The sequence below is a fragment of the Streptomyces sp. NRRL S-378 genome, assembly GCF_000720645.1.
In the GTDB taxonomy this organism is placed as follows: Bacteria; Actinomycetota; Actinomycetes; order Streptomycetales; family Streptomycetaceae; genus Streptomyces.
Map to the genome: position 1 here is coordinate 66,109 of NZ_JOBX01000049.1, position 22,355 is coordinate 88,463.

Annotated in this window: 18 protein-coding genes, 1 tRNA gene and 1 pseudogene; 9 read left to right on the top strand and 11 right to left on the bottom strand. The window is 72.0% G+C overall.

The genetic code is table 11. From position 1 onward, the window contains the following. Positions 1 to 298: 298 nt before the first annotated feature. The 5 genes from thrC to IH80_RS0128295 form a co-directional block, all read right to left on the bottom strand. Positions 299 to 1,369: a threonine synthase gene (gene thrC / locus IH80_RS0128275; protein ID WP_030964262.1), complete on the bottom strand. Its 1,071-nt coding sequence runs from the start codon at positions 1,367 to 1,369 to the stop codon at positions 299 to 301. Positions 1,370 to 1,375: 6 nt separating this feature from the next. Beyond that, positions 1,376 to 2,665: a homoserine dehydrogenase gene (locus tag IH80_RS0128280; RefSeq protein ID WP_030964264.1), complete on the bottom strand. Its 1,290-nt coding sequence runs from the start codon at positions 2,663 to 2,665 to the stop codon at positions 1,376 to 1,378. 128 nt (positions 2,666 to 2,793) lie between these two features. Continuing rightward, positions 2,794 to 4,185 (bottom strand): diaminopimelate decarboxylase, encoded by a 1,392-nt coding sequence (gene lysA / locus IH80_RS0128285; RefSeq protein ID WP_030964265.1) that lies wholly within the window; start codon positions 4,183 to 4,185, stop codon positions 2,794 to 2,796. A gap of 19 nt (positions 4,186 to 4,204) precedes the next feature. Further along, positions 4,205 to 5,188: an ArgS-related anticodon-binding protein NrtL gene (nrtL, locus tag IH80_RS0128290; protein ID WP_030964266.1), complete on the bottom strand. Its 984-nt coding sequence runs from the start codon at positions 5,186 to 5,188 to the stop codon at positions 4,205 to 4,207. Between the two features lie 99 nt (positions 5,189 to 5,287). Beyond that, positions 5,288 to 5,761: a response regulator gene (locus tag IH80_RS0128295; protein ID WP_030964268.1), complete on the bottom strand. Its 474-nt coding sequence runs from the start codon at positions 5,759 to 5,761 to the stop codon at positions 5,288 to 5,290. 106 nt (positions 5,762 to 5,867) lie between these two features. Between IH80_RS0128295 and IH80_RS0128300 the strand changes: the two genes are divergently transcribed. Then, positions 5,868 to 5,939: transfer RNA gene (locus tag IH80_RS0128300), tRNA-Arg, on the top strand. 213 nt (positions 5,940 to 6,152) lie between these two features. Here IH80_RS0128300 and IH80_RS46275 read toward each other — a convergent pair. Then, positions 6,153 to 6,332: a hypothetical protein gene (locus IH80_RS46275; protein ID WP_234432406.1), complete on the bottom strand. Its 180-nt coding sequence runs from the start codon at positions 6,330 to 6,332 to the stop codon at positions 6,153 to 6,155. Between the two features lie 1,009 nt (positions 6,333 to 7,341). Here IH80_RS46275 and IH80_RS0128310 point away from each other — a divergent pair. Then, positions 7,342 to 7,707 (top strand): annotated as a pseudogene (locus IH80_RS0128310) (UTRA domain-containing protein); the annotation flags it as partial. 65 nt (positions 7,708 to 7,772) lie between these two features. Here IH80_RS0128310 and IH80_RS0128315 read toward each other — a convergent pair. Next, on the bottom strand, positions 7,773 to 8,516 hold the full coding sequence (locus IH80_RS0128315; RefSeq protein WP_030964270.1) for a hypothetical protein: 744 nt from the start codon (positions 8,514 to 8,516) through the stop codon (positions 7,773 to 7,775). 1,273 nt (positions 8,517 to 9,789) lie between these two features. Between IH80_RS0128315 and IH80_RS44930 the strand changes: the two genes are divergently transcribed. Next, positions 9,790 to 10,167, top strand: coding sequence for a hypothetical protein (locus IH80_RS44930; RefSeq protein WP_158943644.1), 378 nt, complete (start codon positions 9,790 to 9,792; stop codon positions 10,165 to 10,167). A gap of 668 nt (positions 10,168 to 10,835) precedes the next feature. On the opposite strand, the gene IH80_RS41060 is transcribed toward IH80_RS44930, so the two are convergent. Further along, a complete protein-coding gene (locus IH80_RS41060; protein WP_030964274.1) occupies positions 10,836 to 13,061 on the bottom strand; it encodes a competence protein CoiA family protein in 2,226 nt (741 codons plus the stop codon). A gap of 327 nt (positions 13,062 to 13,388) precedes the next feature. On the opposite strand from IH80_RS41060, the gene IH80_RS0128330 reads away from it, so the two are divergent. Continuing rightward, positions 13,389 to 14,372 carry an XdhC family protein gene (locus IH80_RS0128330; protein ID WP_030964275.1) on the top strand — a complete coding sequence of 328 codons (984 nt, stop codon included), beginning with the start codon at positions 13,389 to 13,391 and terminating at the stop codon, positions 14,370 to 14,372. A 90-nt stretch (positions 14,373 to 14,462) separates the two neighbouring features. Then, entirely contained in the window at positions 14,463 to 14,858 is a 396-nt protein-coding gene (locus IH80_RS0128335) for a DUF6479 family protein (RefSeq protein WP_030964276.1), read from the top strand. 216 nt (positions 14,859 to 15,074) lie between these two features. Here IH80_RS0128335 and IH80_RS0128340 read toward each other — a convergent pair whose 3' ends face one another. Both IH80_RS0128340 and ligD read right to left on the bottom strand, forming a co-directional pair. Next, positions 15,075 to 15,986 (bottom strand): DNA ligase, encoded by a 912-nt coding sequence (locus IH80_RS0128340; RefSeq protein WP_030964277.1) that lies wholly within the window; start codon positions 15,984 to 15,986, stop codon positions 15,075 to 15,077. Next, positions 15,986 to 16,882 (bottom strand): non-homologous end-joining DNA ligase, encoded by an 897-nt coding sequence (gene ligD, locus IH80_RS0128345; RefSeq protein ID WP_030964278.1) that lies wholly within the window; start codon positions 16,880 to 16,882, stop codon positions 15,986 to 15,988. Before ligD ends, IH80_RS0128340 begins: the two co-directional genes overlap by 1 nt. Positions 16,883 to 16,913: 31 nt before the next feature. Between ligD and IH80_RS0128350 the strand changes: the two genes are divergently transcribed. After that, on the top strand, positions 16,914 to 18,068 hold the full coding sequence (locus IH80_RS0128350; RefSeq protein ID WP_030964280.1) for a Ku protein: 1,155 nt from the start codon (positions 16,914 to 16,916) through the stop codon (positions 18,066 to 18,068). 71 nt (positions 18,069 to 18,139) lie between these two features. Here IH80_RS0128350 and IH80_RS0128355 read toward each other — a convergent pair whose 3' ends face one another. Further along, a complete protein-coding gene (locus IH80_RS0128355) occupies positions 18,140 to 19,036 on the bottom strand; it encodes a nuclease-related domain-containing protein (protein ID WP_063757347.1) in 897 nt (298 codons plus the stop codon). 199 nt (positions 19,037 to 19,235) lie between these two features. Here IH80_RS0128355 and IH80_RS0128360 point away from each other — a divergent pair, with 199 nt between their 5' ends. The 3 genes from IH80_RS0128360 to IH80_RS0128370 all read left to right on the top strand — a co-directional run bounded on the left by IH80_RS0128360 (position 19,236) and on the right by IH80_RS0128370 (position 22,302). After that, a complete protein-coding gene (locus IH80_RS0128360) occupies positions 19,236 to 19,868 on the top strand; it encodes a hypothetical protein (protein WP_030964283.1) in 633 nt (210 codons plus the stop codon). A 218-nt stretch (positions 19,869 to 20,086) separates the two neighbouring features. Then, the gene (locus IH80_RS39780; RefSeq protein ID WP_063757348.1) at positions 20,087 to 20,989 is read left to right on the top strand and encodes a hypothetical protein; all 903 of its coding nucleotides are present in this window, start codon (positions 20,087 to 20,089) and stop codon (positions 20,987 to 20,989) included. Positions 20,990 to 21,063: 74 nt separating this feature from the next. After that, positions 21,064 to 22,302, top strand: a complete 1,239-nt coding sequence (locus tag IH80_RS0128370; protein WP_030964285.1) for a sensor histidine kinase — start codon at positions 21,064 to 21,066, stop codon at positions 22,300 to 22,302. The last annotated feature ends 53 nt before the right edge of the window (positions 22,303 to 22,355 follow it).

Sequence of the window (22,355 nt, forward strand, 5' to 3'; positions counted from 1 at the left end):
TGTGAATGTACTGGAGAACGTACGACACCCGAAGGCCCTCGGGGCAGCACCGCAGTCATATGCGCGGTGGCGGATGTAAGTACAGCCTATCGAAGGAAGGTTCTCTCGCGACATAGGGCGCACAGGAGGCGCACGATGCGTGTCGCGGGCTTCGACCGGGTTGGACCCGCTTCGGCCGCACTTTGTCGTCGTACGAGGTGAGTTGCCGGGTTCCGGAGGGTCCCGGGAGTGCCGTCGGGGCACTCGGGAACCCTCCGGAACCGGCTCACACGGTCGCGCGGTCAGACCGGTCGGACGGTCAGACCAGCCCGAGGCGCACGGCGGCGGCTTCGGCGTCCACCGGAACGGTGACCGGCTGCGGAGCGCCGGCGACCGCCCAATCGGGGTCCTTGAGGCCGTTGCCCGTGACGGTGCACACAATCCGCTGCCCCGGGTCCACCAGACCCAGCTCGGCGGCCTTGAGCAGACCGGCCACGGACGCGGCCGAGGCGGGCTCGACGAAGACGCCCTCCTGGGCGGCCAACAGCCGGTAAGCGGCCAGGATCTGGCGGTCCGTCACCTCGTCGATCAAGCCGCCCGACTCGTCACGCGCGGCCAGCGCGTGGTCCCACGAGGCCGGGTTGCCGATACGGATCGCGGTGGCCACGGTGTGCGGCTCCTTGACGACCTCACCCCGCACGATGGGCGCCGAGCCGGAGGCCTGGAAGCCCCACACACGGGGCGTACGGGAGGCCAGGCCGTCGGCCTTGTACTCCTTGAACCCCTTCCAGTACGCGGTGATGTTGCCCGCGTTGCCGACCGGCAGCACGTGCACGTCCGGGGCGTCGCCGAGCGCGTCGACGATCTCGAACGCGGCCGTCTTCTGCCCCTCGATGCGCACCGGGTTGACGGAATTGACCAGCGCCACCGGGTAGTTGTCGGACAGCGCACGGGCGAGGTCCAGGCAGTCGTCGAAGTTGCCGTCCACCTGAAGGATCTTGGCGCCGTGCACCAGGGCCTGGCCCATCTTGCCGAGCGCGATCTTGCCGCGGGGCACGAGCACCGCGGAGACCATCCCGGCGCGCACCGCGTACGCGGCGGCGGAGGCCGAGGTGTTGCCGGTGGAGGCGCAGATGACGGCCTTGGCGCCCTCCTCCTTGGCCTTCGTGATCGCCATGGTCATGCCGCGGTCCTTGAAGGACCCGGTGGGGTTCGCCCCCTCGACCTTGAGGTGCACCTCACAACCGGTGCGCTCGGACAGCACCTGCGCGGGGACGAGGGGAGTGCCACCCTCGCGGAGCGTCACCACGGGAGTCGTGTCCGTCACCGGCAGGCGGTCCCGGTACTCCTCGATGATGCCGCGCCACTGGTGGGTGCGATTGCTGCTCATGGGTCCTTACTCCCCTTCAACACGCATGATGCTGGCGACACCGCGCACGGTGTCCAGCTTCCGCAGCGCCTCGACGGTCCCCGAGAGGGCGGCGTCGGCCGCGCGGTGGGTGACGACGACGAGGGAGGCCTCGCCGTCCTTGCCCTGCTGCCGGACGGTGTCGATGGAGACACCGTGCTCCGCGAACGTGGTCGCCACCTGGGCGAGGACGCCCGGCTTGTCCGCCACATCGAGGCTGATGTGGTAGCGGGTGACGACGTCGCCCATGGGGCTGACCGGCAGCTGGGTGTACGCCGACTCGCCGGGCCCCGTTGCCTCGGCGAGCTTGTTGCGGGCGACGGCGACGAGGTCGCCGAGGACCGCGGACGCGGTCGGGGCACCGCCCGCGCCGGGCCCGTAGAACATGAGCCGCCCGGCGGCCTCCGCCTCGACGAAGACGGCGTTGTACGCCTCGCGGACGGAGGCGAGCGGGTGGCTCAGCGGGATCATCGCCGGGTGGACGCGGGCGGTGACGGACTCGCCGTCCGCGGCGCGCTCCAGGATGGCGAGGAGCTTGATGGTGCAGCCCATCCGCTTGGCGGAGGCGAAGTCGGCGGCGCTGACCTCGGTCATGCCCTCACGGTAGACGTCGTCGAGGCGCACGCGGGTGTGGAAGGCGATGCCGGCCAGGATCGCGGCCTTCGCGGCGGCGTCGTAGCCCTCGACGTCGGCGGTCGGGTCGGCCTCGGCGTACCCGAGGGCGGTGGCCTCGTCGAGCGCCTCCTGGTAGCCGGCGCCGGTCGAGTCCATCTTGTCGAGGATGAAGTTCGTCGTGCCGTTGACGATGCCCATCACGCGGTTGATCTTGTCGCCGGCGAGGGACTCGCGCATCGGGCGGACCAGTGGGATGGCGCCGGCGACGGCGGCCTCGTAGTACAGGTCGCGCCCGTGCTGCTCGGCGGCGGCGTGCAGTGCGGCGCCGTCCTGGGCGAGCAGCGCCTTGTTCGCCGAGACGACGGAGATGCCGTGCTCGAACGCGGTGGTGATCAGGGTGCGGGCCGGCTCGATGCCGCCGATGACCTCGATGGCGATGTCGATGTCACCGCGTTTGAGGAGTGCGGTGGCATCGGTGGTGATCAGCGACGGGTCGATGCCCTCGCGGACCTTGGAGGGGCGGCGCACGGCCACGCCGGCGAGTTCGACGGGCGCGCCGATCCTCTGCGTGAGGTCGTCGGCGTGCGTCGTCATGATGCGAGCCACCTCTGAGCCGACCACTCCACAGCCCAGCAGCACCACCTTCAGCGGACGCGTACGCATCATTCGACCTACGCCTTTCGATCTTCCATCAATACCCCGCGCGCGGTTTTGCGCGCGGGGTGTGAACCAGTCTCACTCAATGGACAGCACTTTCCATCTTCGGTCCATTTCGTGAGACACCTATTTCATCATCCGAGGTCGAGTCGCAGGAGATCCTCCTCCGTCTCGCGGCGAACGATCACTCGGGCCTCTCCGTCACGCACGGCGACGACCGGCGGGCGGAGCGCGTGGTTGTAGTTGCTGGCCATGGAACGGCAGTACGCGCCGGTCGCGGGCACGGCGAGGAGGTCGCCGGGCGCCAGGTCGGCCGGCAGGAACGCGTCCTTCACGACGATGTCACCGCTCTCGCAGTGCTTGCCGACGACGCGCACGAGCATGGGCTCGGCGTCGGAGGTGCGGGAGACGAGCGCGATGGAGTATTCGGCGTCGTAGAGGGCCGTACGGATGTTGTCGGACATCCCGCCGTCGACGCTGACGTACGTACGGAGCCCCTCCAGCGGCTTGATCGTCCCCACCTCGTACAGCGTGAACGCGGTCGGGCCGACGATGGCGCGGCCGGGCTCGACGGAGATCCGGGGGGCGCGCAGCCCGGCGCTCTCGCACTCGCGGGCCACGATCTCGGTGAGCGCCTTGGCGATCTCGTGCGGCTCGCGGGGGTCGTCGTTCGAGGTGTAGGCGATCCCCAGGCCGCCGCCGAGGTCGATCTCGGGCAGTTCGACGCCGTGCTCGTCGCGGACCGCGGCGAGCAGCCGCACGACGCGCTTGGCGGAGACCTCGAAGCCGGCCATGTCGAAGATCTGCGAGCCGATGTGGGAGTGGACGCCCAGCAGCTCCAGCGAGTCGTGGCCGAGGGCGCGGCGCACGGCCTCGGCGGCGGAGCCGTCCGCGACGGCGATGCCGAACTTCTGGTCCTCGTGGGCGGTGGCGATGAACTCGTGCGTGTGCGCCTCGACGCCGACGGTCACGCGGATCTGCACCGGCTGCCGTACGCCCAGCTCACGGGCGATGTGCGCGACGCGGGCGATCTCCTGGAAGGAGTCCAGGACGATGCGGCCGACGCCGGCCCCGACGGCCCGCCGGATCTCGCCCTCGGACTTGTTGTTGCCGTGGAAGGCGATCCGGTCGGCCGGCATCCCGGCGGCGAGGGCGGTCGACAGCTCCCCGCCGGAGCACACGTCGACGTTCAGCCCCTCTTCCTTCAGCCACTTCACGACGGCCTTGGACAGGAACGCCTTGCCGGCGTAGAAGACGTCGGCGTCCTTGCCGAAGGCGTGCGCCCAGGCCCGGCACCGGGCCCGGAAGTCCTCCTCGTCGAGGAAGTAGGCGGGCGTCCCGAACTCCTCGGCGAGCCTGGTGACTTCGATGCCGCCGACGGAGACGACGCCGTCGTCCCCGCGCCGCACGGTGTGGGACCAGACCTTCTCGTCGAGCGCGTTCAGGTCGGCGGGCGGCGGGGCGTAGTGCCCTTCGGGCAGGACGTCGGCGTGGCGGGGCCCGGCGGGGTGCGCGGAACGGCTCATCGGCTTCTCTCTTCGCGGTTCATAGGCGTTCGGGTGCGTCCATGCCGAGCAGGGCCAGGCCGCCGGCCAGCACCGTCCCGGCGGCTTCGGCGAGTGCCAGCCGGGCACGGTGGGCGGCCGAGGGTTTCTCGTCCCCCTGGGGCAGTACGCGGTACTGGAAGTCGAGCAGCGCGTCGGCCAGCTCGACGAGGTGCCGGGTGAGCCGCTCGGGCGCGCGGTGGTGCGCGGCGGCTTCGAGTACGAGGGGGTGGTCGGCGAGGAGGCGCAGCAGGGCGGGGGCGTCGTCGACGTCGCCGGCCTCGGGGCGGAACCCCAGCTGGGCGGCGTTGCGCACGAGCGCCCGGCTGCGCGCGTGGGCGTACCGGACGCGGAAGACCTCGCTGGCCTCGCCCTGTACGAGCAGCACGTCGGAGAAGGAGGGGGTCTCGCGGGCGGGTACGGCGAGCATCGCCCAGCGGGCGGCGTCGGCGCCGTAGCGGGCGACGACGTCGCCGTCGCGCTTGGCGACGGGGGCGACGGGGGCGACTGACAGGCGCGCGGGCTCGGTGGTGGCGCCCTGGACGCACAGCAGCCGCAGAACGCTCCGACGCACGACACCCTCACGCAGCCCGGACCGGTCCTCGTCGGCGGTAAGACCCTGGGCAGCCCCCCGGCACACGTCCCGGACGACCCCGTCCCGCATGATCGCGTCGGCTATGACCGCGGGCGCGGAGGGCGCGGGGAGCACGAAGTTGAGGAACCCGGCACCGGTGACCTCGACGCGCTCGATGCCGGGCTCCGCGCCGAGCCGGCGGGCCAGTACGCCGGCCACGTCACGCGGCGGGCATCCGGCGGCCTTGGCGACCCGGAACGCGACGGGCGTGGCGTAGTCCCCCACCCCACCGGGCCGGGTCCGCTCGACGACGACCCGCTCGGGCACGGCCGCACCGGCGGCCAGCTCCCCGTCCGCGACGGCGCAGCGCACGGCGCGTACGACGCAACGGGAGAGGTCTGCGGGGGTCACGGGACCAGCCTAGGGGAGACGCCCCGTCATCCCGCGAAGGGTTTCGCCATGTGAACAGCGGGCTGAGAAAGAGGCCGCGCGGTGGAGCGGAGAACCGCGTCAGCCGTGCCCTCTCCCGGCGGGGGCCCCTCTCCTGCCGTCGCGCCGGTCCTTGCGCTCGGCCAGCCGCCGCACGATCCGTACCAGCTCGGTGGGCTCGAAGGGTTTGGCGAGGAAGGCGTCGACCCCGGCGGCGATGCCGGACTCGACCTCCTGGTGCGTACAGGCGCTGACGATGGCGACGGGCACGTCCCGGGTCCGCGGATCGGCCCGCAACTGCGCGGCGGCCCCGAACCCGTCCAGCCGGGGCATGACCACATCAAGGGTGATCACGTCGGGACACACCTGGTGCACCACGTCCAGGCACTCGGCACCATCGTTCGCGGTCACGACCTCGAAGCCCTCCAGCTCGAGATTGACCTTGATCAGCTGCCGGATGACCTTGTTGTCGTCGACAACGAGGACCCGGCCCGAGACGCCTGACACAACTCGAGAGTAGGTCGGCGCGGCCCCCCGCGTCCGGGTTTTTGCCACTTCCACCCCGTGCGGGCGACGCACTCACCCCTCCCCCACAAACGGGTTCCTGATCACCCCGTGGAAGCTGGTAGTGTTCAACCCGTCGCCGCACCACAAGCGACACGCCCCCGTAGCTCAGGGGATAGAGCAACGGCCTCCGGAGCCGTGTGCGCAGGTTCGAATCCTGCCGGGGGCACTTCGCAGGAAGTGCCCAAAGACCCCGCCATCAGCGGTAACGCTGAAGCCGGGGTCTTCGCGTATGCGCAGCCGTGCGCCAGGCCATGCAGCCCCGTGAGACCCCCTGCGGCCTATTCGCGGCCTGGAACTCTCCACAACTGCCCAGGTCAGCCAAGGAAACATGAAGGCCCCCGGATCTCCCCAGGGGCCGTGGGCCGCAACGGCTCACCTCTCACTCGTACTCGCGGAGCAGCTCCTCGATCCGCCGGTTACCGACCTCCTGCCGGCCGTCGAGGAACTTGGCGTACCGGCCGAGCAGGACCTCCACGCTGTTGCCGGCTCGCGCTGCGACCTCGGTCGGGTCGACACCCGCATTGAGCCAAGGTGGAGAGAGCGGAGTGCCGGAGGTCATACGGCCGCCGCGCCGAGCGGGGAGGCGACGGCGGCCGGCGGCAGGGCCAGGGGGCCGCGCCTCCTGCCAGCCGCGGTAGTAGGTAGACGATGACACCACTCCCCCGCCCTCGCTGTAGGAGAGGCGCCCATCCTCGGCGGTCCCGAACGTCTCGATGTGATCCCGGAGCATCCAGACGAGCTGAGGCGGATCGGCACGCGTCGCACCTCCTCGGCGGGGCGGGGCGGTTCTTGAGCCCGCGGTCGTCATGGCTCAGGCCAGCGTCGGTCCACTGCCGCCCGACGCTCGACCGGGCCCGGTTCATCAGGGCTTCTCCCCAGCCGCTGGCGGGAAGGGTGAGATCAGGCAGCGACAGCCCGACTGCTTCGGCGGGCCGGAAGCCCCCGAAGTACATCCCGCCGAAGAGTCCGACCAGGCGCGGGCCTCGGGCCCGCTTGAAGCCACCGACGAGGACACCGCACACAGCAGCGATCGCGCCTGCTCCGGATTCGCCACGACTCGGGGGTCCACGTCGTTGGCGACTTTCGGCTTCTGCCAGCGGACAGCGCCGAGGGGATTTTCCGGAACTCACCGAGGTCAACCGCATAGTGCATGGAATTGACCAAGGTCCGCCGCTTCCGGTGAATGGTCTCCGCCGCGGCAGCGGTCCCGTCAAGCTTGATCTTGAGAGAGTCGAAGACGGTCCGCCCCACCACAGGATCCGCAAGGTCTGCGGGGGAACGGGAGGCCTTGGAAACCCAGTGCAGCGCGTTGGCGATCTCATCCGGGATTGCTCGATCATCAGGGCCCGGCAAAACGAAAGCCCAATTACGCAGCGCTCGCCCGAGAAGCCTCTCTTCCGGGCGGCCGGGCCGTCTTCCAACAGGGCCAGCGTGACGGAGGTCAGTGACTCGTTGATCCCGTCACGGGTGTTCGGAGCCGCGTGTGGCCACTTCATCGCGAGGTACTGCAACGCGAAGGAGTACCAGCTGAGGGAGGCCCGACGTTCCGCCATCGAGTCAGGAAGACCCGACGCCGTATCGAATTCCTCCCCGTCGCGCGCGGCATGCCGGTGCAGTTGTCGACGAGTTGGGAGCCATACGAGCTCACGGCGGGCACGCTCGTCGTCCTGCCGGAAGGCGGACCGCACGCCGGCGTTGGCGTGGTGAACCGGATGGCCGGGATCGGGATCACCGTCAGCCATGCTGTGGAGCAGCCGGAGCTGCGGCAGGCGACAGTTGAAGAGGCCTCGCTCCTGGGGACCCAGAGGGCGGCTCTGGTGACGCACATCCGATGGACGTATTACAGCGACCAGGGGCAGCCCGTGGAGACGGCGGACATCATCATCCCTGCGGCACTGTGCGAGATCGTTTACGAGATCCCCGTCAATCGCTAGCGCGGGCCCTGTCCGTTCTGCGCACCCACATGACGGCGCCTGAGGCATAAGCGCCCGTGACGTCGTCAGGGCTGTTGCTGGTCCTTCTTGCGCCAGGGCCCGGGGAGTCGACCGAAGGCCGCAGCCAAGGGTTTACGGAAAGCGGCCCCCAGCGTTGTCAGCGCGGCGATAAGGGCCGCAAAGCCGATGAGCCAATTCTGGGCCGACGTGATGCGGTATGACCAGGTGTTGCGGGCACTCAGGGCGATGTCGATGGGTGGTGAGGTGCGTGCGAGCAGGACGTCTGAGTCACCCCGGTAAGTCTCGACCACCAGCTTGAGGGTGTACCTCCCGGGCTTGCGCGGGGTGAGATTCCAGCGCCACTCCACTTCGTCACCGGGCACGGCAATGGTGCCGGTGGGAGAACCAAGTAGCTCGATCCCCACATCCTTTCCGGGCTCGGAGAGGTATGCCTTCTGAACGCCGCCCACACGCAAGGTGCGCCGGGCTACCACTGTGCCGGGCACCGACTCGGGCGGTGCACCGTTGCCGGTCGCCATGAGCCGCGCCGGGAACTCCAAAGTGTCGCCCACGTCGACTGCTTCCGGGGGCTGGTAGTAGAGGACCCCATCGAAGAGGGACCTACGGTCCTCGGCGACTTCCCTCCGGAAGATGACTTGGTCGCTGTCCACTTCAGTGCTGGGATCGGGCGGCGGTGGGGAGATCTCACCACCGTCCGGTCGCACGGAGAGTGTGAGCAAGACGAATAGCCCGATCACCCCGGCAACCGCCAGCAGGATCCACAGCCAGTTCCGTTGCGTTCCAGGCACCGGCCGACCATATCGCCAACTTCTATCGGAATTGTTCCTCAGCGCGGCAAGTACACCAAAGGTGGGATTAGCGCTGCGGCTGGCGCCGTTCCGGCACGGACCACGGTCCCTGGGCGTGCCCCACACGTGTCCGATCGACCGGCCACGAGCGGGGAGTCGCGGAAAACTGCGGCGCTGTAGCTCCGGACCTGCAGGTCAGGGGCTTGGCTGGTGAGCGGGTGGGGGCGTACGCGATCTTCCAAACTAGTACTCGGACAGCTGCGGCTGGTTCTCGCTCTATCTGCGTGCGGTCCTCTGCCCCACCCTGAGCCTGGGCAAGCACTGCGATCGTAGGGGGCTGGAATGGCCAAGCGACGACGGCCGCAACCTAGAGACAACCGGGGGCGCTTCACAACGACCAGCGTCCCGCTATGGCTGGGCATCCTCGTCGTGGTCGTGCTGGTGTACTCGTTCCTCCGCTAGCAACTGTGTTCCGAGGCAGCGTATGAACGGTGCCCTGCAAGCTGCGGCCTACTTATGGACTTACGGGACTGCGGACGCTGGTCCTAGGGCTCCTGATCAGGTGAAACGCGTGAGACGCACGGGGCCTCCGGAGCGGTGTGCGTAGGTCGAATCCTGTCGGCGGCACTTCTGGGACCAGCGTGAAACACCCCCTGACCTGCACGAGTGCCAAGCATGGAGACCTGGACCCAGTCCCACTGAGTCCAGGTCTTTGTCGTTGTTACGCACTGGTCCTGTGTGAGTGGCGTGTGGCCCCGCGGCCCGCGGTCCCACCCCCTCGACGATCACAGCACCATGATGGACGGACGTCCGCTACCGTTCGGCGCTCCGCCCCGGCACTGCCTGCCGGGCCGTTGACACCCCAGCCGGGGGATCCGTGGCTGAAAGGCTGTGCCGTAAGCCCCGGTATATCGGCGCACGTCGGCAGATGTGGTGCATCGCAAGGCGGCGGGCGCCCTCACACCCGGCGTAACCGTTCCGGTTGCGGGCCAGGAGGCGCTGTAGGAATGTGGTGAGTGAAGGGCCTGGGGGCTGCCCAATGAGTTGGTGGAAGCGCGGCAGCTGAACCATGGCCCGGTTCACAGACGACCCCGCGAAACCTGGCGATCTCCGAGCCGCGCCTGTCGTGCCGGCGTCAGGGCCCACGCTTGTCGTGTCGGCGCCAGGGTCGGCCTCCACAGAACTACTCGTACGCCAACGAGCAGGTGGTCCCATGTCTACGCGCGCGTCACGCATGCCCCGCTTCTCCGCCAGGTCTCGCACACTCGTGACCATGGCCCCGATCGTCACCGCCGTACTGGTCGGAGGTCTCCTGACGTCTGGTCAGGCCTCGGCAGCGCCCCCAGTGGGGACGGTGTCCTTCAACGGCAAGGTGACCTGCAAGAATGCGTTTCCGGCCCCCAACAACTCCGTCCCCACCCGGGTATCGCTGGACAGCGATGAGGACGATGCGTCGGGTCCCACCAACAACCCGACCAACCGCAGGGCTACGTTCGGCCCCATCAGCCTGGACACCCCGTTGGACTCGCAGTTCAACCTCACGGTCGACGTCACGTGTAAGGCACCGGGGAAGAAGGCCCAAACGTTCAGCAGGACGATTCCGCTGGACAACCTCACCGAAGGCGACACGGTCGCGCTGAACGTCAAGTAGGCGTCCACGCCGCACACCACGCACCGCCTCGCGAGGCCAACGGTCTGACGGGGCGTCTGCGTCTCCACGCGGCACCGGGCGTCCGGCGCCACGCGGCGGCTTGCGGCGTGAGCAGTGAGCGACACCGTCAATGCGCAGGCCCTGACCAGTTCGGACAAACCTGCAAAGCAACACCAGGTCGCCGTGACCGGCCGCCCATAACTCGCGGCTCCCGGTCACGGCCTCACCGCCCGCGATGCGCGTGGTGTGGTGCCACGTGAGTCCGTCATCGCCCAAAGTCGTGGGCATCACGAACTTGGGCAGTGTTGTTACGCACTGCTCCCGGGTGAGGGGCGTGTGGGCAGGTCAGCCTGACGCGTCACTGATCACCCGTCGGTCGCGCTCCCGCACTGCTCGCGCGTCCCGTCCAGCACCGCAGCGTCCGGTCCCCTCAACAGTTGCGTGAGCAGCGTGTGAAGCCGGAACCAGAACGCGACAACTTCTTATGTTCCTCCAGGTCCCTCGTGGGGAGCATCGCAGTCACGTGTGCCCTCCGGGGCCGTGTGCGCAGGTTCGAATCCTGCCGGGGACACACTGTGCAAGTCTGTCCAAGACCCCGCCGCCAGCGCGAATGCTGGAGAGGGGTCTTCGCGTATGTGCGGCCTGCGGGCTGGGACTTGGGGGTCCGGCTACTTCGGGGTGGTGGCGTAGGCGGCGAAGGCGCGGGCCTGTTCGTGTTTGCGGACCTGGCCCAGTTCGATGGGGCGCAGGTCGTAGGGACGGCCCAGGGCGCGGAGGATGTCCGCGAAGTACGGGACCGGGGCGTGGCCGGCACCGATGACCAGCGCGGACAGCATCACTCCCGTCGGGCGGGCCGGGCGGTCCACCGCTACGAGAACCGCGAGGCGGTGGCGGTCCGAGAAGTCCTTCGGCTGCCGTCCGAGAGACTCGGCCAGGGTGTGCCAGCCCACGCAGACCTGGCGCCGAGCGGCATCGGTCAGGGTGCGCCGTACCGTGCGGATGATGACCGGCCCCTCGATGCCGAGCTGCCTCGACAGGCCTGCGAGCGGGACCGGGGGGCCGTCGGCGAGGGTGGTGCTCCGGGCGGTCCCGTGGCCGGCGGCGCGGTAGGCGCGCTCCCGGCCCGAGGTCCAGGCGGCGGCGACGGTGGGGGTGGTCGTGGTCGGCCTCCAGCCCAGCGTCTTCAGGACCTCGCCGAAGTAGGAGGGCGGGCCCGGGGGACGGCCGGGCGCCTTCACCAGGGCGGACAGGAGGGGGCTGTCGGCCCGGTACGGCGCGTCCACCGCCGCGAGCAGGCGGATCCGCTCCTGCGGGGTGATCGAGGCCTGGGCCACGCCCTGTTGGCGCAACAACGTCGCCCACTTGATCACGCTTCGCCCCTTGGCGACGCGGCGCAGCAACTCGCGGAGCCCGGAGACCAGGTCTGCGTCCGAGTCGGGAGCCGCGACCTCCGCCGGCGTCGGCGGCTCGGGCTCGGGGTCGGGCTCCTTACGGAGCAGTGAGTACGCCGTCCTGCGCTGACGTTCCCAGATCTCCGTCACCCGGTCCGCCGGGAGGTCCGAGCGCCAGCCCAGCCCGGCCAGCACCGCGCCGAAGAAGAAGACGGGGGCCGGTGTCCCGGGCTCCGGCGTGAGGAGGGAGGACAGGACGGGCTTGCCGACGGCCCTCGGCCGGTCCAGCTCGACGAGGAGACGGACCTGCTCCGCGGCCGAGAAGCGTTCCGGGTCCTCGCCCGCGGAACGGACGAGGGTCTCCCAGTCGACGACGTCCTGCCGCTGGGCGACGTCGGTCAGGCCCCGGCGCAGATCGGCCAGCAGTCGGGGTGTGTCCGGCGGTACGCCGAGAGCCGGTGGCACGCGTACCGCGGCCGGTGGAGCCGGTGGAGCCGGGGCCGGTACCAGGTCTGGCCAGCGCGGGTCGGTGAAGCCGGTGAGCGGACGCGCGCTCTCCGCCCGTATCAGCCACTCGGCGGTGGAGGAGCCGTCAGCGGGCGGCACGAGGTGCGCGGCCAGCACATGGATGAGATACGGCTGCGGAACGGCGTACTGGCGGGGCAGCGCGATGCGGGCCCGCACCGGACCCGATTCCAGGGGCTGCGCGTCCGCCCGGTAGAGGCGGACGCCGCCCCCGGGGGGCGACGGGATTTCGACCGCGCCGGTGAAGGCGACACTCCCCGGAGCCAGCGGGAAGGAGACCGGCGCGCCGGTACCCGGGGTGGCGATGCCCCGCTCCGTCAGGTGGCAGTGGGCGAGCGGTACGGATTCCACGGCACGGCCCGGTGCCTGCCTGCCGACGTAGACCTCCCGGGTGCCGTGCTCGGTACGGCACGAGAAGCGGATGGCGTGCCCGTGCGCGTCGGCCTCGTTGTGAGCGAGGCCGCTGTCCGGGCCGTACGCCCAGTGGACGCCGGCCGTGTGCCGCGCACCGAGCCGCTCCCGGGTCTCCCTCCAGGCGGGGAACGGCAGGCGGTCCATCTGCACGCGCACGATGCGGGTGCCCCCGGCGAACCGGACCTCGACCGCCCCGCCGGGTCCGGACCCCAGGTCGGGATAGGTGACCGTCGCGTCGGGACGGCCCTGCCCGCGAAGCCAGCGCTTCAGGGCCTGTCCGATGTACAGGTGGTCCGCACTCGCCTCGCCGTTGGCCCGGCGGCGGCAGTGGACGGGTGGTCTGTGAGCGAAGTGGCACTTCTTCTCGGTGTACCGCTTCGCGGTCAGCTTCTTGCCGCAACCGCCGAGGAGAGTGCCGCAGTAGAAGTCCTCGCGGGTGCGGTCCCGCATGAACGCGTCGAAGTCGGCCGGGTCGTACGGGAGGAATACCGGCTGGTCGGAACCCGCCTTGCCCACGACGGCCGTCTGGACCTTACGGGTGTCGTCCTCTTCGAACGGCGGCATGGCGCGGCTCCGAGCGTCCGGGGGGTGGGGCGGCTGTGTGCGGCGGTGCGGGCTGCGTGTGGAGCACGGGGCGGTCCGGGGCGATGTGCGGTGCGGCGCGCGCGAGTTGGTCCGGTCACGCAGCGGTCAGGATACGGCCACAACCACCGTGCCGCCCCGCCCCGTCCGTACGGGGGTTCCGGTGGTCTGTACGAGGGAGGTGGGGGCGGCTCTGTGGGTTATGGGGGTGGGGGCGGAACGGGCGGCTGCCTAAGGTGGTGGTGAGGCCGCAGGGTGTCGCTGACCTGGTGCTTTGCGGGGAGAGCTCGAAGTGGATGGGGCGGCACGATGCGTGAGCTGGTGGAGACGGCGCGGCAGTGGGTGGCCGAGGGGCGGACGGGGTATCTGGCCCGGCCCGTGACCGAGCAGGGTTTCGGGCCGCGGGATCCGGGCGGGGCCGTGCTCGTCGATGCGCGGGGAGAGTGCGTCGGCAGCCTGTACCGCGGGGTCTTCGACGCCGAGCTCGTCGCCGAAGCCGTGGCCATGGCGCCCGGGGCCACCGCGCGGGTGTGCGAGGTGTCGGTGGCCGGGGACGAGGCCGTGGCGGCGAAGCTGACCTGCGGAGGGCAGGCCGAGGTGTTGCTCCAGCCGCTCGCGACGATTCCCGCCGAGTGGTGGGAGCTGCTCGGCGAGGGTGTCGGGGTGGCGCTGGTGACCCGGCTGAACGAGGCCGCCGACCAGGCGTCCAGTGAGGTCGTACGGGCCACCGCGGTGCCCGGCGACGATGCCGGGCGGCGGGCCGGCGAGCTGCTGGCCATGCGGCGGGCCGGACGGGACGCCCTGTACGGGGAGTCGGGCCTGGTGCTGGTGGAGGCGCAGCCGTCGGCCCCGTACGTGGTCATCGGTGGGGGCGGGGAGCTGGCTGCCGTCATCGAGCGGCAGGCACGGCTGCTGGACTGGGAGGCGGTACGGGTCGAGGCGGCCGGGCCGGCGGTCGAGGTGATCGAAGCGCGCCGGGACGCCGCGTGCGTGGTCATGCTGAGCCACGACGAGCAGTTCGACGTGCCGACGCTGCGGGCGGCGCTGGCCGCCGGGGTCCCGTACGTCGGGGCGCTCGGGTCGCGGCGTACGACGGCGCGGCGGCGGGAGGGGCTGCTCGCGGCCGGGGTCACCGAGGCGGAGCTGGCCCGGGTGCACGGGCCGATCGGGCTGGACCTCGGCGCCCGTACGCCGGCGGAGACCGCGCTGGCGATCTGCGCCGAGATCCTCGGGGTGCTGGGGTCGCGCAAGGCGGGTGCGCTGCGGGACGCCGACGGGCCCATCAACACCTGAGTCCCCCTGCGTCCCCGCTACCCTCACCGCCACCCCCGCTGGCACGTCCGAAATGCGCGTAACCAGACGATGTGAGGGAAAATGCTCCCTATGGACATGATCCTGAGCGTGGACTCGATCCTCACGGATGTCGCGTGGTTCCCGATCATCGGATTGGCCGTCGTCGCCCTGCTGCTCGGCGGCTTCAAGCTGGGTCAGCTGGTCCGGGCCAAGGAGCCGCCACCTCCTTCCGCCGACGAGCAGCCCCACCTGCCGAACGGAGGAGCGGTCTACGAGGTCCGCGAGGAGCGCGACCAGGTGGAGATCCCCGAGGGGGGCCTGAGACCGCACGAGATGCAGGGCTACGGGAACTTCGGCTCGACCACGTCCAGCCACCCGGACGAGGTCCGCAAGGAGCGCGAGTCCGGCTACGAGCTGCCGGAGGGGCCCGGTCCGCACCCGCAGCCCGGGGCTCCCCCGGACGCCGGGCGCGGGGCGCACTCCTGACCCGACGGCCCGGCGAGAGCCGGCCGTCCGGCCGGTCCGGGGAGGCGCCCGACCCAGCGGCCCGGGGAGTCGGCCGTCCGGCCGGCTCCGGGGAGGCGCCCGACCCAGCGGTCCGGGGAGTCGGCCGTCTCGCCTGGTAGTCGGCCGGGCCGGCAGTCCGGCCGGCCCGGGGACGACACGATCCGATCGCCCTCCGGCCCGTGCCTCCTGCGCGGGTCAGAGGTCCGTCCGCAGCCGGAGCACCTCCGGCGGCGGGTGCCTGGCCGAGGTGTACCGGACCTCCGCCGTGAGCGGCGGGTCCAGGGCGCGGTAGGGGACCTCGCCGAGGCCGATGGCGGTGACGGTGGCCCGCGCTTCGGCGGCACCCGGTTCGGCAGCACCCGGTTCGGCGGCACCGCGCGCGGCCGCCGCTTCCGCCACCTCCCGACGCAGCGCCGCCGTCAGCGGGCTCGACACCAGCGGGGTCTCGTCCCCGACCGGCAGGACGAGGACCAGGGCGAGCGGCCGGCGCGGGGTGCCCGTGTAGCCGACGACCGCCGCGTCCCGGACGTCCGTGTGGCGCAGCTTCTGCCAGCCGCGCCGCCCGGCCGGGTAGGCCTGGTCCAGCCTTTTGACGACGAGCCCCTCGATGCCGCTGGCGGGGAGCGTCTCGTACCAGGTGGCGGCCAGTTCCGGGTCGGTCGTCATCGGCACCGGCTGGAGCGGTGGCCCGAGGGGCAGGAGCAGGTCGACGAGGAGGGCCCGGCGGCGTTCGTAGGGGCGGGCGCGCACGTCCAGCCCGGCCAGTTCCAGTACGTCGAAGGCTGCGTACGAGGCGGGCAGGCTCTGCGCGAGCACGGCGGCCCGCGCGGCGGTGGCCGCCGCCCGCCGCTGCACCAGCGCGAAGTCCGTCCGGCCCGCGTGCCAGACCACCACCTCGCCGTCGAGGACCGTCCCGGCGGGCAACTGCAGCGCCGCCGCCGCCAGATCGGGGAACGCACTGGTCACGATCCGGCCGGAGCGGGCCTGGAGCGACACGTCGGCCGCCGACCGCACGACGACCAGCCGGTGCCCGTCGAACTTGGGCTCGTACGCCAGGCCCGCCGCGCGCGGCAGGTCCCGTACGGCGGCGGCCAGCGCGACGCGGATCACGGCCGGGCCCTGGGGAGCGGGTGGCGCCGCGCGGGGTCGGTCAGGGGGGCGAAGAGGTCGCCGTCGCGGTCGAGCCGCGGGCCGATGTCGTCGGCGAGGAAGACCAGGTCGGCGGGGGTGCGGCAGGCCTCGACCTCCGCCCAGGAGACGGGTGCGGACACGGTGGGGCGGGCCCGCGCCCGCAGGGTGTAGGCGGCGGCGGTGGTCTTGGCGGCGGCGTTCTGGCTGTGGTCGACGAAGACCTTGCCGGGGCGCAGCGCCTTGGCCATGCGGTGGACGACGAGGTCGGGGAGTTCGCGTTCGGCCTCCTGGGCGAGCTGCTTCGCGTACGCGGACACCTGCGCCGAGGGGGTCGGCTCCAGGGGCACGGCGAGGTGCAGCCCCTTGGAGCCGGAGGTCTTGGCGTAGGCGTCGAGACCGTCGGCGGCGAGGCGCTCGCGCAGCCAGAGGGCGGCGGCGCTGCATTCGACGACGGAGGCGGGCGCGCCGGGGTCGAGGTCGAGGACCATGCGGTCGGCGACGGCGGGGCTGCCGGCGGGCCACTGGTGGATGTGGAACTCGACGACGAGGTTGGCGGACCACATCAGGGTGGCCAGGTCGGCGACGACCACCTGTGCGGCGGAGGGGTCCTCGGAGCGGGGTACGGGGGTGGTCCTCACCCAGTCGGGTGCGCCGGGCGGCGGGTTCTTGGTGAAGAACAGCTGGCCCTCCGGCCCGTCCGGATAGCGCAGGAAGGACACCGCGCGGTCGTGGATCTGGGCGAGCAGGGGCTCCGCGACGGTGGCGTAGTAGTGGAGGACCTCGCCCTTCGTGAAGCCGGTCTCGGGGTAGAGGACCTTGTCGAGGTTGCTGAGCGCGATGCGACGGCCCTCCACCAATGTGATCGGCGTCATACGATGAGATTGCCACGAAACGGGAGGAACCGTGCGATCCATCTGGAATGGAGCGATCTCCTTCGGCCTCGTCAGCATTCCGATCAAACTCGTGAACGCCACCGAGAGCCATTCGATCTCTTTCCGTCAGATCCACCTCGCCGACGGCGGGCGCATCCGCTACCGCAAGGTGTGCGAGCTGGACGGCGAGGAGGTGTCGGGCACCGAGATCGGCAAGGGGTACGAGGAGGCGGACGGGTCCGTCATCCCGATCACGGAGGAGGACCTGGCGCAGCTGCCGCTGGCCACGGCGAAGACGATCGAGATCATGTCGTTCGTCCCGGCCGAGGAGATCGATCCGCTCCAGATGGACGCGGCGTACTACCTGGCGGCGAACGGGGCGACGGCGGCGAAGCCGTACACGCTGCTGCGGGAGGCGCTGAAGCGCAGCCGGAAGGTCGCGATCGCCAAGTTCGCGCTGCGGGGGCGGGAGCGGCTGGGCATGCTGCGGGTGGTCGACGACGTGATCGCCATGCACGGGCTGCTGTGGCCGGACGAGATCCGGGCGCCGGAGGGGGTCGCTCCTGACGCCGAGGTGACGGTGCGGGACGCCGAACTGGATCTGGCGGACGCGCTGATGGCGACGCTGGGCGAGGTGGAGCTGGAGTCGCTGCACGACGACTACCGGGACGCGGTGGAAGCGATGATCGCGGCGAAGGCAGGTGGGGCGTTCGAGCCCACGGAGGCCACGGTGGAGCCGGCCGGCGGGCAGGTGATCGACCTGATGGCGGCGCTGGAGAAGAGCGTGCGGGCGGCGAAGGCCTCGCGGGGCGAGGGCGGGGCGGCGGTGGCGGCGGGTGCGGACGCGGACGCCCAGGCGGGGGCCGGGGCCGGGGCCGAGGTCACGCCGATGCGGCGGCGGAGCGGGACGGGCCGGAAGACGGCGGCTGCGCCGAAGGCCGTGGGCGGGAAGAAGTCGACGGCGGCCTCGGCGAAGAAGACGGCCTCGGCCGCGTCGAAGAAGAAGACGGCGACGACTGCCAAGTCGGGGACGGCCAAGTCCGGGACGGCCAAGTCAGGGGCTGCCAAGTCCGCTACGGCCAAGTCGACTTCGACGGCGAGCACGAAGAAGACCGCTGCCAAGAAGGCCGGTACGGCCGCGGGAGCGAAGAAGGCCACGGCGCCGCGGAAGCGGGCCTCGGCCTGAGGCCGACGGCTCGGTGGTGGCGGGCGGCCGGGCTGCGGTGCGGGCCCGGACCGCCGGGCCGTAGGCGCGGCTCAGCGGGTGTGGCGGGGACGGCCCGGGTGGGGACGGCCCGGGTGGGGGCCGGGACGGCCCGGGTGGTGGTTGGGACGGCCCGGGTGGTGGTTGGGAGTGGGTGGTAGCCAGGTTCGGGTGTCGCGGGCCTGGGCGAACAGGGCTTCGACGTCGGGGGGTTTGAGGGCGGCCGGGGAGGCGAGGAGGTCAGGGGTCGCCGTCGGCGGCTGCAGGATGCGGATGTCGCGGACCGTCGGCGCCGTCTCCAGGCGGGAGGCGTCGACCACCGCCAGGGCCGGGGTGACCTTCGCGGCCAGCAGCGCCGCGGCGCGGGCCGCCGCACCGCGGATCCAGCGGGGGTCCGGGCGGGGTTCCGCGCGGCCGATCGTGAGCAGCAGGTCACCGACCACCGCACGCTGACGACGCCCCGGGACCGTACGCACGCAGAAGATCCCGGCCGGGCCGATGACCAGGTGGTCGATCCTGCCGAAGCCCGGGAGCGGGACGCAGTGCAACGTCCGCCAGCCGTCCGGTTCCAGGGCGTCGAAGGCGTCGCCCATCCGCTGTTGCGCCGTCAGGTCCTGGCGCAGGCGGTGCCGGGCCCGGGTGCCCGCCGCGCCGTGTTCCAGCTCCCCCAGCAGGGCCTCGGCGGGCCGGTTGGGGGCCAGGTCCGCGTCCGGCGGCATGGCCAGGCGGCGCAGGTCGGCCGCGGCGGGGACCGGGGGCGGCCCGATGGCCACGGTGCCGCTCAGGTACGGGCGCAGCGCCGCCAGGATCGCCTCGCGGTGGTCGTCCGCGAGGACGCTGATCCGGTTGGCCTGGCGGTCGTACCACGCGACCGCCTGCCCGTCGGGCAGGTTGACGTACAGTCGGCCGCGGCCGGGCCGGCCGCTGGGCAGTACCTTGAGTCCGCGCATTCACCCTCACCCCCGCCGTCCATGGGAGCAGCCGGGGCGCCGCACGGCAATCCCTCGGTTGTGTAACGACTCCGACGGAACCTTGCGACTTCGCTGTTACACGAACGGGGTGTCGCCGCAACGGCCGCCGCCTAGGTTGGTCGTACCTGCAGACGCCAGGTTCCGTTCCGACCGGCACCCCAGCATCGAAGGATTTTCCGTGAGCACCGTCCGCCGCCGCACTCTCGTTCGCGCCGCAGCCGTGACCGCCTGTGCCGGCAGCCTGCTGGCGCTGCCCACCGCCGCCGCTCTGGCCGAAGGGGTTCCGGCGGCCTCGTCCGCGCACTCGACCGCCTCGCAGCGGACGCTGGTCAAGAGCCTCGCGCTGGCGGACGGCGTGTCCACGGCGAAGGTCTACCGGACCGCCAAGGGCGGCTACCAGGCCGACATCCTGGCCGCCGACGGCACCAGGGCCACCACCCTGACCAGCCATGACGGGGTCACCGACTTCGGCGGCTCCGGCGATCTGCACGCCGCCCTGGACCCCGCGGGGCGGCTGACGTCCTGGGTGGGCGGCGCCTCCGCGCAGGACGGCGGCCACGCCGTCGCGGGCGACGGCCACAAGACCGGCACCCGCGACGGGCAGATCGTCCCGGTCTCGGCCGGGCAGCGGGCCGCCGCCGGCGACACCCGCGCACTGGAGGCCGCGTCCGCCGAGGGCCGGCGGCTGAGTACTCTGGCCGACGGGCCGGGCGACGGCATGCTGCTGCTCGCCGCGGGCGGCGGCATCGCGGCCGTGGGTGCGGCCGGGCTCGGCTTCGCCATGCTGCGCCGGGGACGCACGGACGGCTGACCGTCGTACGCAGGTAGGGGCGGCTCGCACGGACGGGTGGCCCCGCACACCCGCGCTCGGACCGCCGGGACCCACCGGCATGGGCAAATGGGGCGCACCTCCGCATATGGTGGATGTGATCGACCATCGTCGTACGCGGGCAGAAGGGCACGGGGGCTGTGAGCAGGGGGGCTGTGGGCAAGGGGGCTGCAGGCAGGGGGGCTGGGCGCAGACCGGCCGTGAGCGGGAGGGAAGCGGGCCCGGGGGCCGTACGGAGGTTCGGTTCGGGCGGCTCCGCGCGGAGCCGCTTTCCCGTTCCCGTACGCAACCCGGTCCTCGCCCCGCTGCTGGCGCTCGCCGCGCTTCCGCTGCTGGCGGGCTGCGGAGACACCGGCGGGCTGGTCGGCGCCGGGGCGACCGCGACCGCGAGCGGGCCCGTACACCTGTGGCCCGACCGCGTGGGGGCGACCGTACCGCCGGCCGATCCGGCCGGGGCCCCGCCCGAGTACGTGAAGGGGATCCCGCCCGTCCACGACCAGGACGTGCACGCAGTCGATCCCGTGGCCCTCGTCCAGGCGGAGCTGCGGGTGCACCCGAGGACCAGGGTCGGGGCCGACGGGATACCGGCCGAGACCGCGGCGGCGATCAACGCGTGCAAGAAGGAGGGCGCGGAGCCCGCGTCGTGCCCGGTGCTGGCGCCGTACTACCGGGACCTCACGGGCGACGGCAAGGACGAGCTGATCGTGGGCATCGAGTACCCGGACAAGATGATGTCCGTACGGGTGTACACGGCGGACGGCGACGGACGGCTCAACCGGATCATGGCGACCACGCAGACCGTGGTCTCGGTGGAACTGGCCGGGCGGGACGTGGTCCTGCGGGTGCCCAGCGGGAACCGCGGCTACGAGCTGATCACCGCGTGGTCCTGGGAGGAGAAGCAGCGCACGATGCTGCCGACGCGCGAGCAGATCGTACGGGTGCCCGCGAACCCGCGGGGTCCGGAGGACCGCGGGCCCGGCGGTGGGACCGGCCCAGGCTCCGGCTCCGGCGGTGGGACCGGCCCGGGCTCCGGTCCCGGCTCGGGTCGCGGCTCGGGCCAGGGGTCCGGGCCGGGCCCCGGCCTCGCACCGGACCGGCCGTGACCGTGGGAGAGGAGCACGCACGGACCGCCCGGCGGCAGCAGGTACCGCATCTGCGTCGGTGGCGGCACCTGCTGCTGCGCGTACGGCCGCGACTGCCCGCCTGGACGGCCACGCTGACCTGGAAGTCGGCGTGCTTCATCGTGGTGATGTGCTGCTCGCTGGCAGCCGTGCTCGGCGCGCTCGTGCACGTGGAGGTGACCCGCCAGACAGTGGCCACGGCGCGGGAGAAGGCGCTGGGCAAACTGAGCGACGTCACGGACGCCTACGAGGCGGGCGAGCCCCTGCCGCCCGGTTCCGGCCTGGACCCGGTCGGGCTCCCGCCGGAGCTGCGGGCGCTGGCGGCCGCCGGACAGCGGGGGACGGTCGTGGCGGAGCACCGCGGCCGCCCGACGATGTGGGCGGCCGGCCCGGCGGACGGCCGGGCGCTGGCGACCGTCGTCGACTACGGGCAGAGCGCCCGCACCATCAGCGGACTGGACAACGCGATCATCGGGTCGTCCGTGCTGGCGATCGGCGGGACGCTGCTCGTGGGTGCCTTCGCGGTGACGCGGGTGACACGACGGCTGCACCAGACGGCGACCGTGGCCCGGCGGATCACGCAGGGCGACCTGGACGCCCGGGTGGACGACCCGCGGACGAAGGACCCCTCGCGTCCCCAGGACGAGGTGGCGACCGTGGCCGGCGCGCTGGACACGATGGCGGGAAGCCTGCAGTCGAAGCTGGAGAGCGAACGGCGGTTCACGGCGGACGTGGCCCACGAGCTGCGCACGCCGCTGACGGGCCTGCAGGCGGCGTCGGAGCTGCTGCCGGAGGGGCGGCCGACGGAGCTGGTGCGCGAACGGGTGCGGACGATGCGGCAGCTGACGGAGGACCTGCTGGAGATCTCCCGGCTGGACTCGGGCAGCGAGGCGGTGGAGACGGATCTGCACCAGCTGGGGCCGCTGGCCCGGCGCGTGGTGCGGGCCTCCGGGACGGACACGGAGGTGGTCGTCCTGCGCGACGCCCATGTGGAGACGGACCGGCGCAGGCTGGAGCGGGTCCTGGGGAACCTGGTGGCCAACGCCCATCAGCACGGCCGGTCGCCGGTGGTGCTGACGGTGGACGGGCCGGTGGTGACTGTACGGGACCACGGGGACGGCTTCCCCGGCTACCTGCTGGCGCACGGCCCGCAGCGCTTCCGCAGCGGGGGCAAGGGGCACGGGCTGGGCCTGACCATCGCCGTGGGCCAGGCGGAGGCGATCGGCGCGACGCTGCGTTTCCGCACCGCGGAGGGCGGCGGCAGCCTGGCCGCCCTCACCCTCCCGGGCTCGTAACGCCCCGCCCTTCCCGGCCAGGGCCCGCCCGCCCAGCCCGCCCCCCTCCTCTC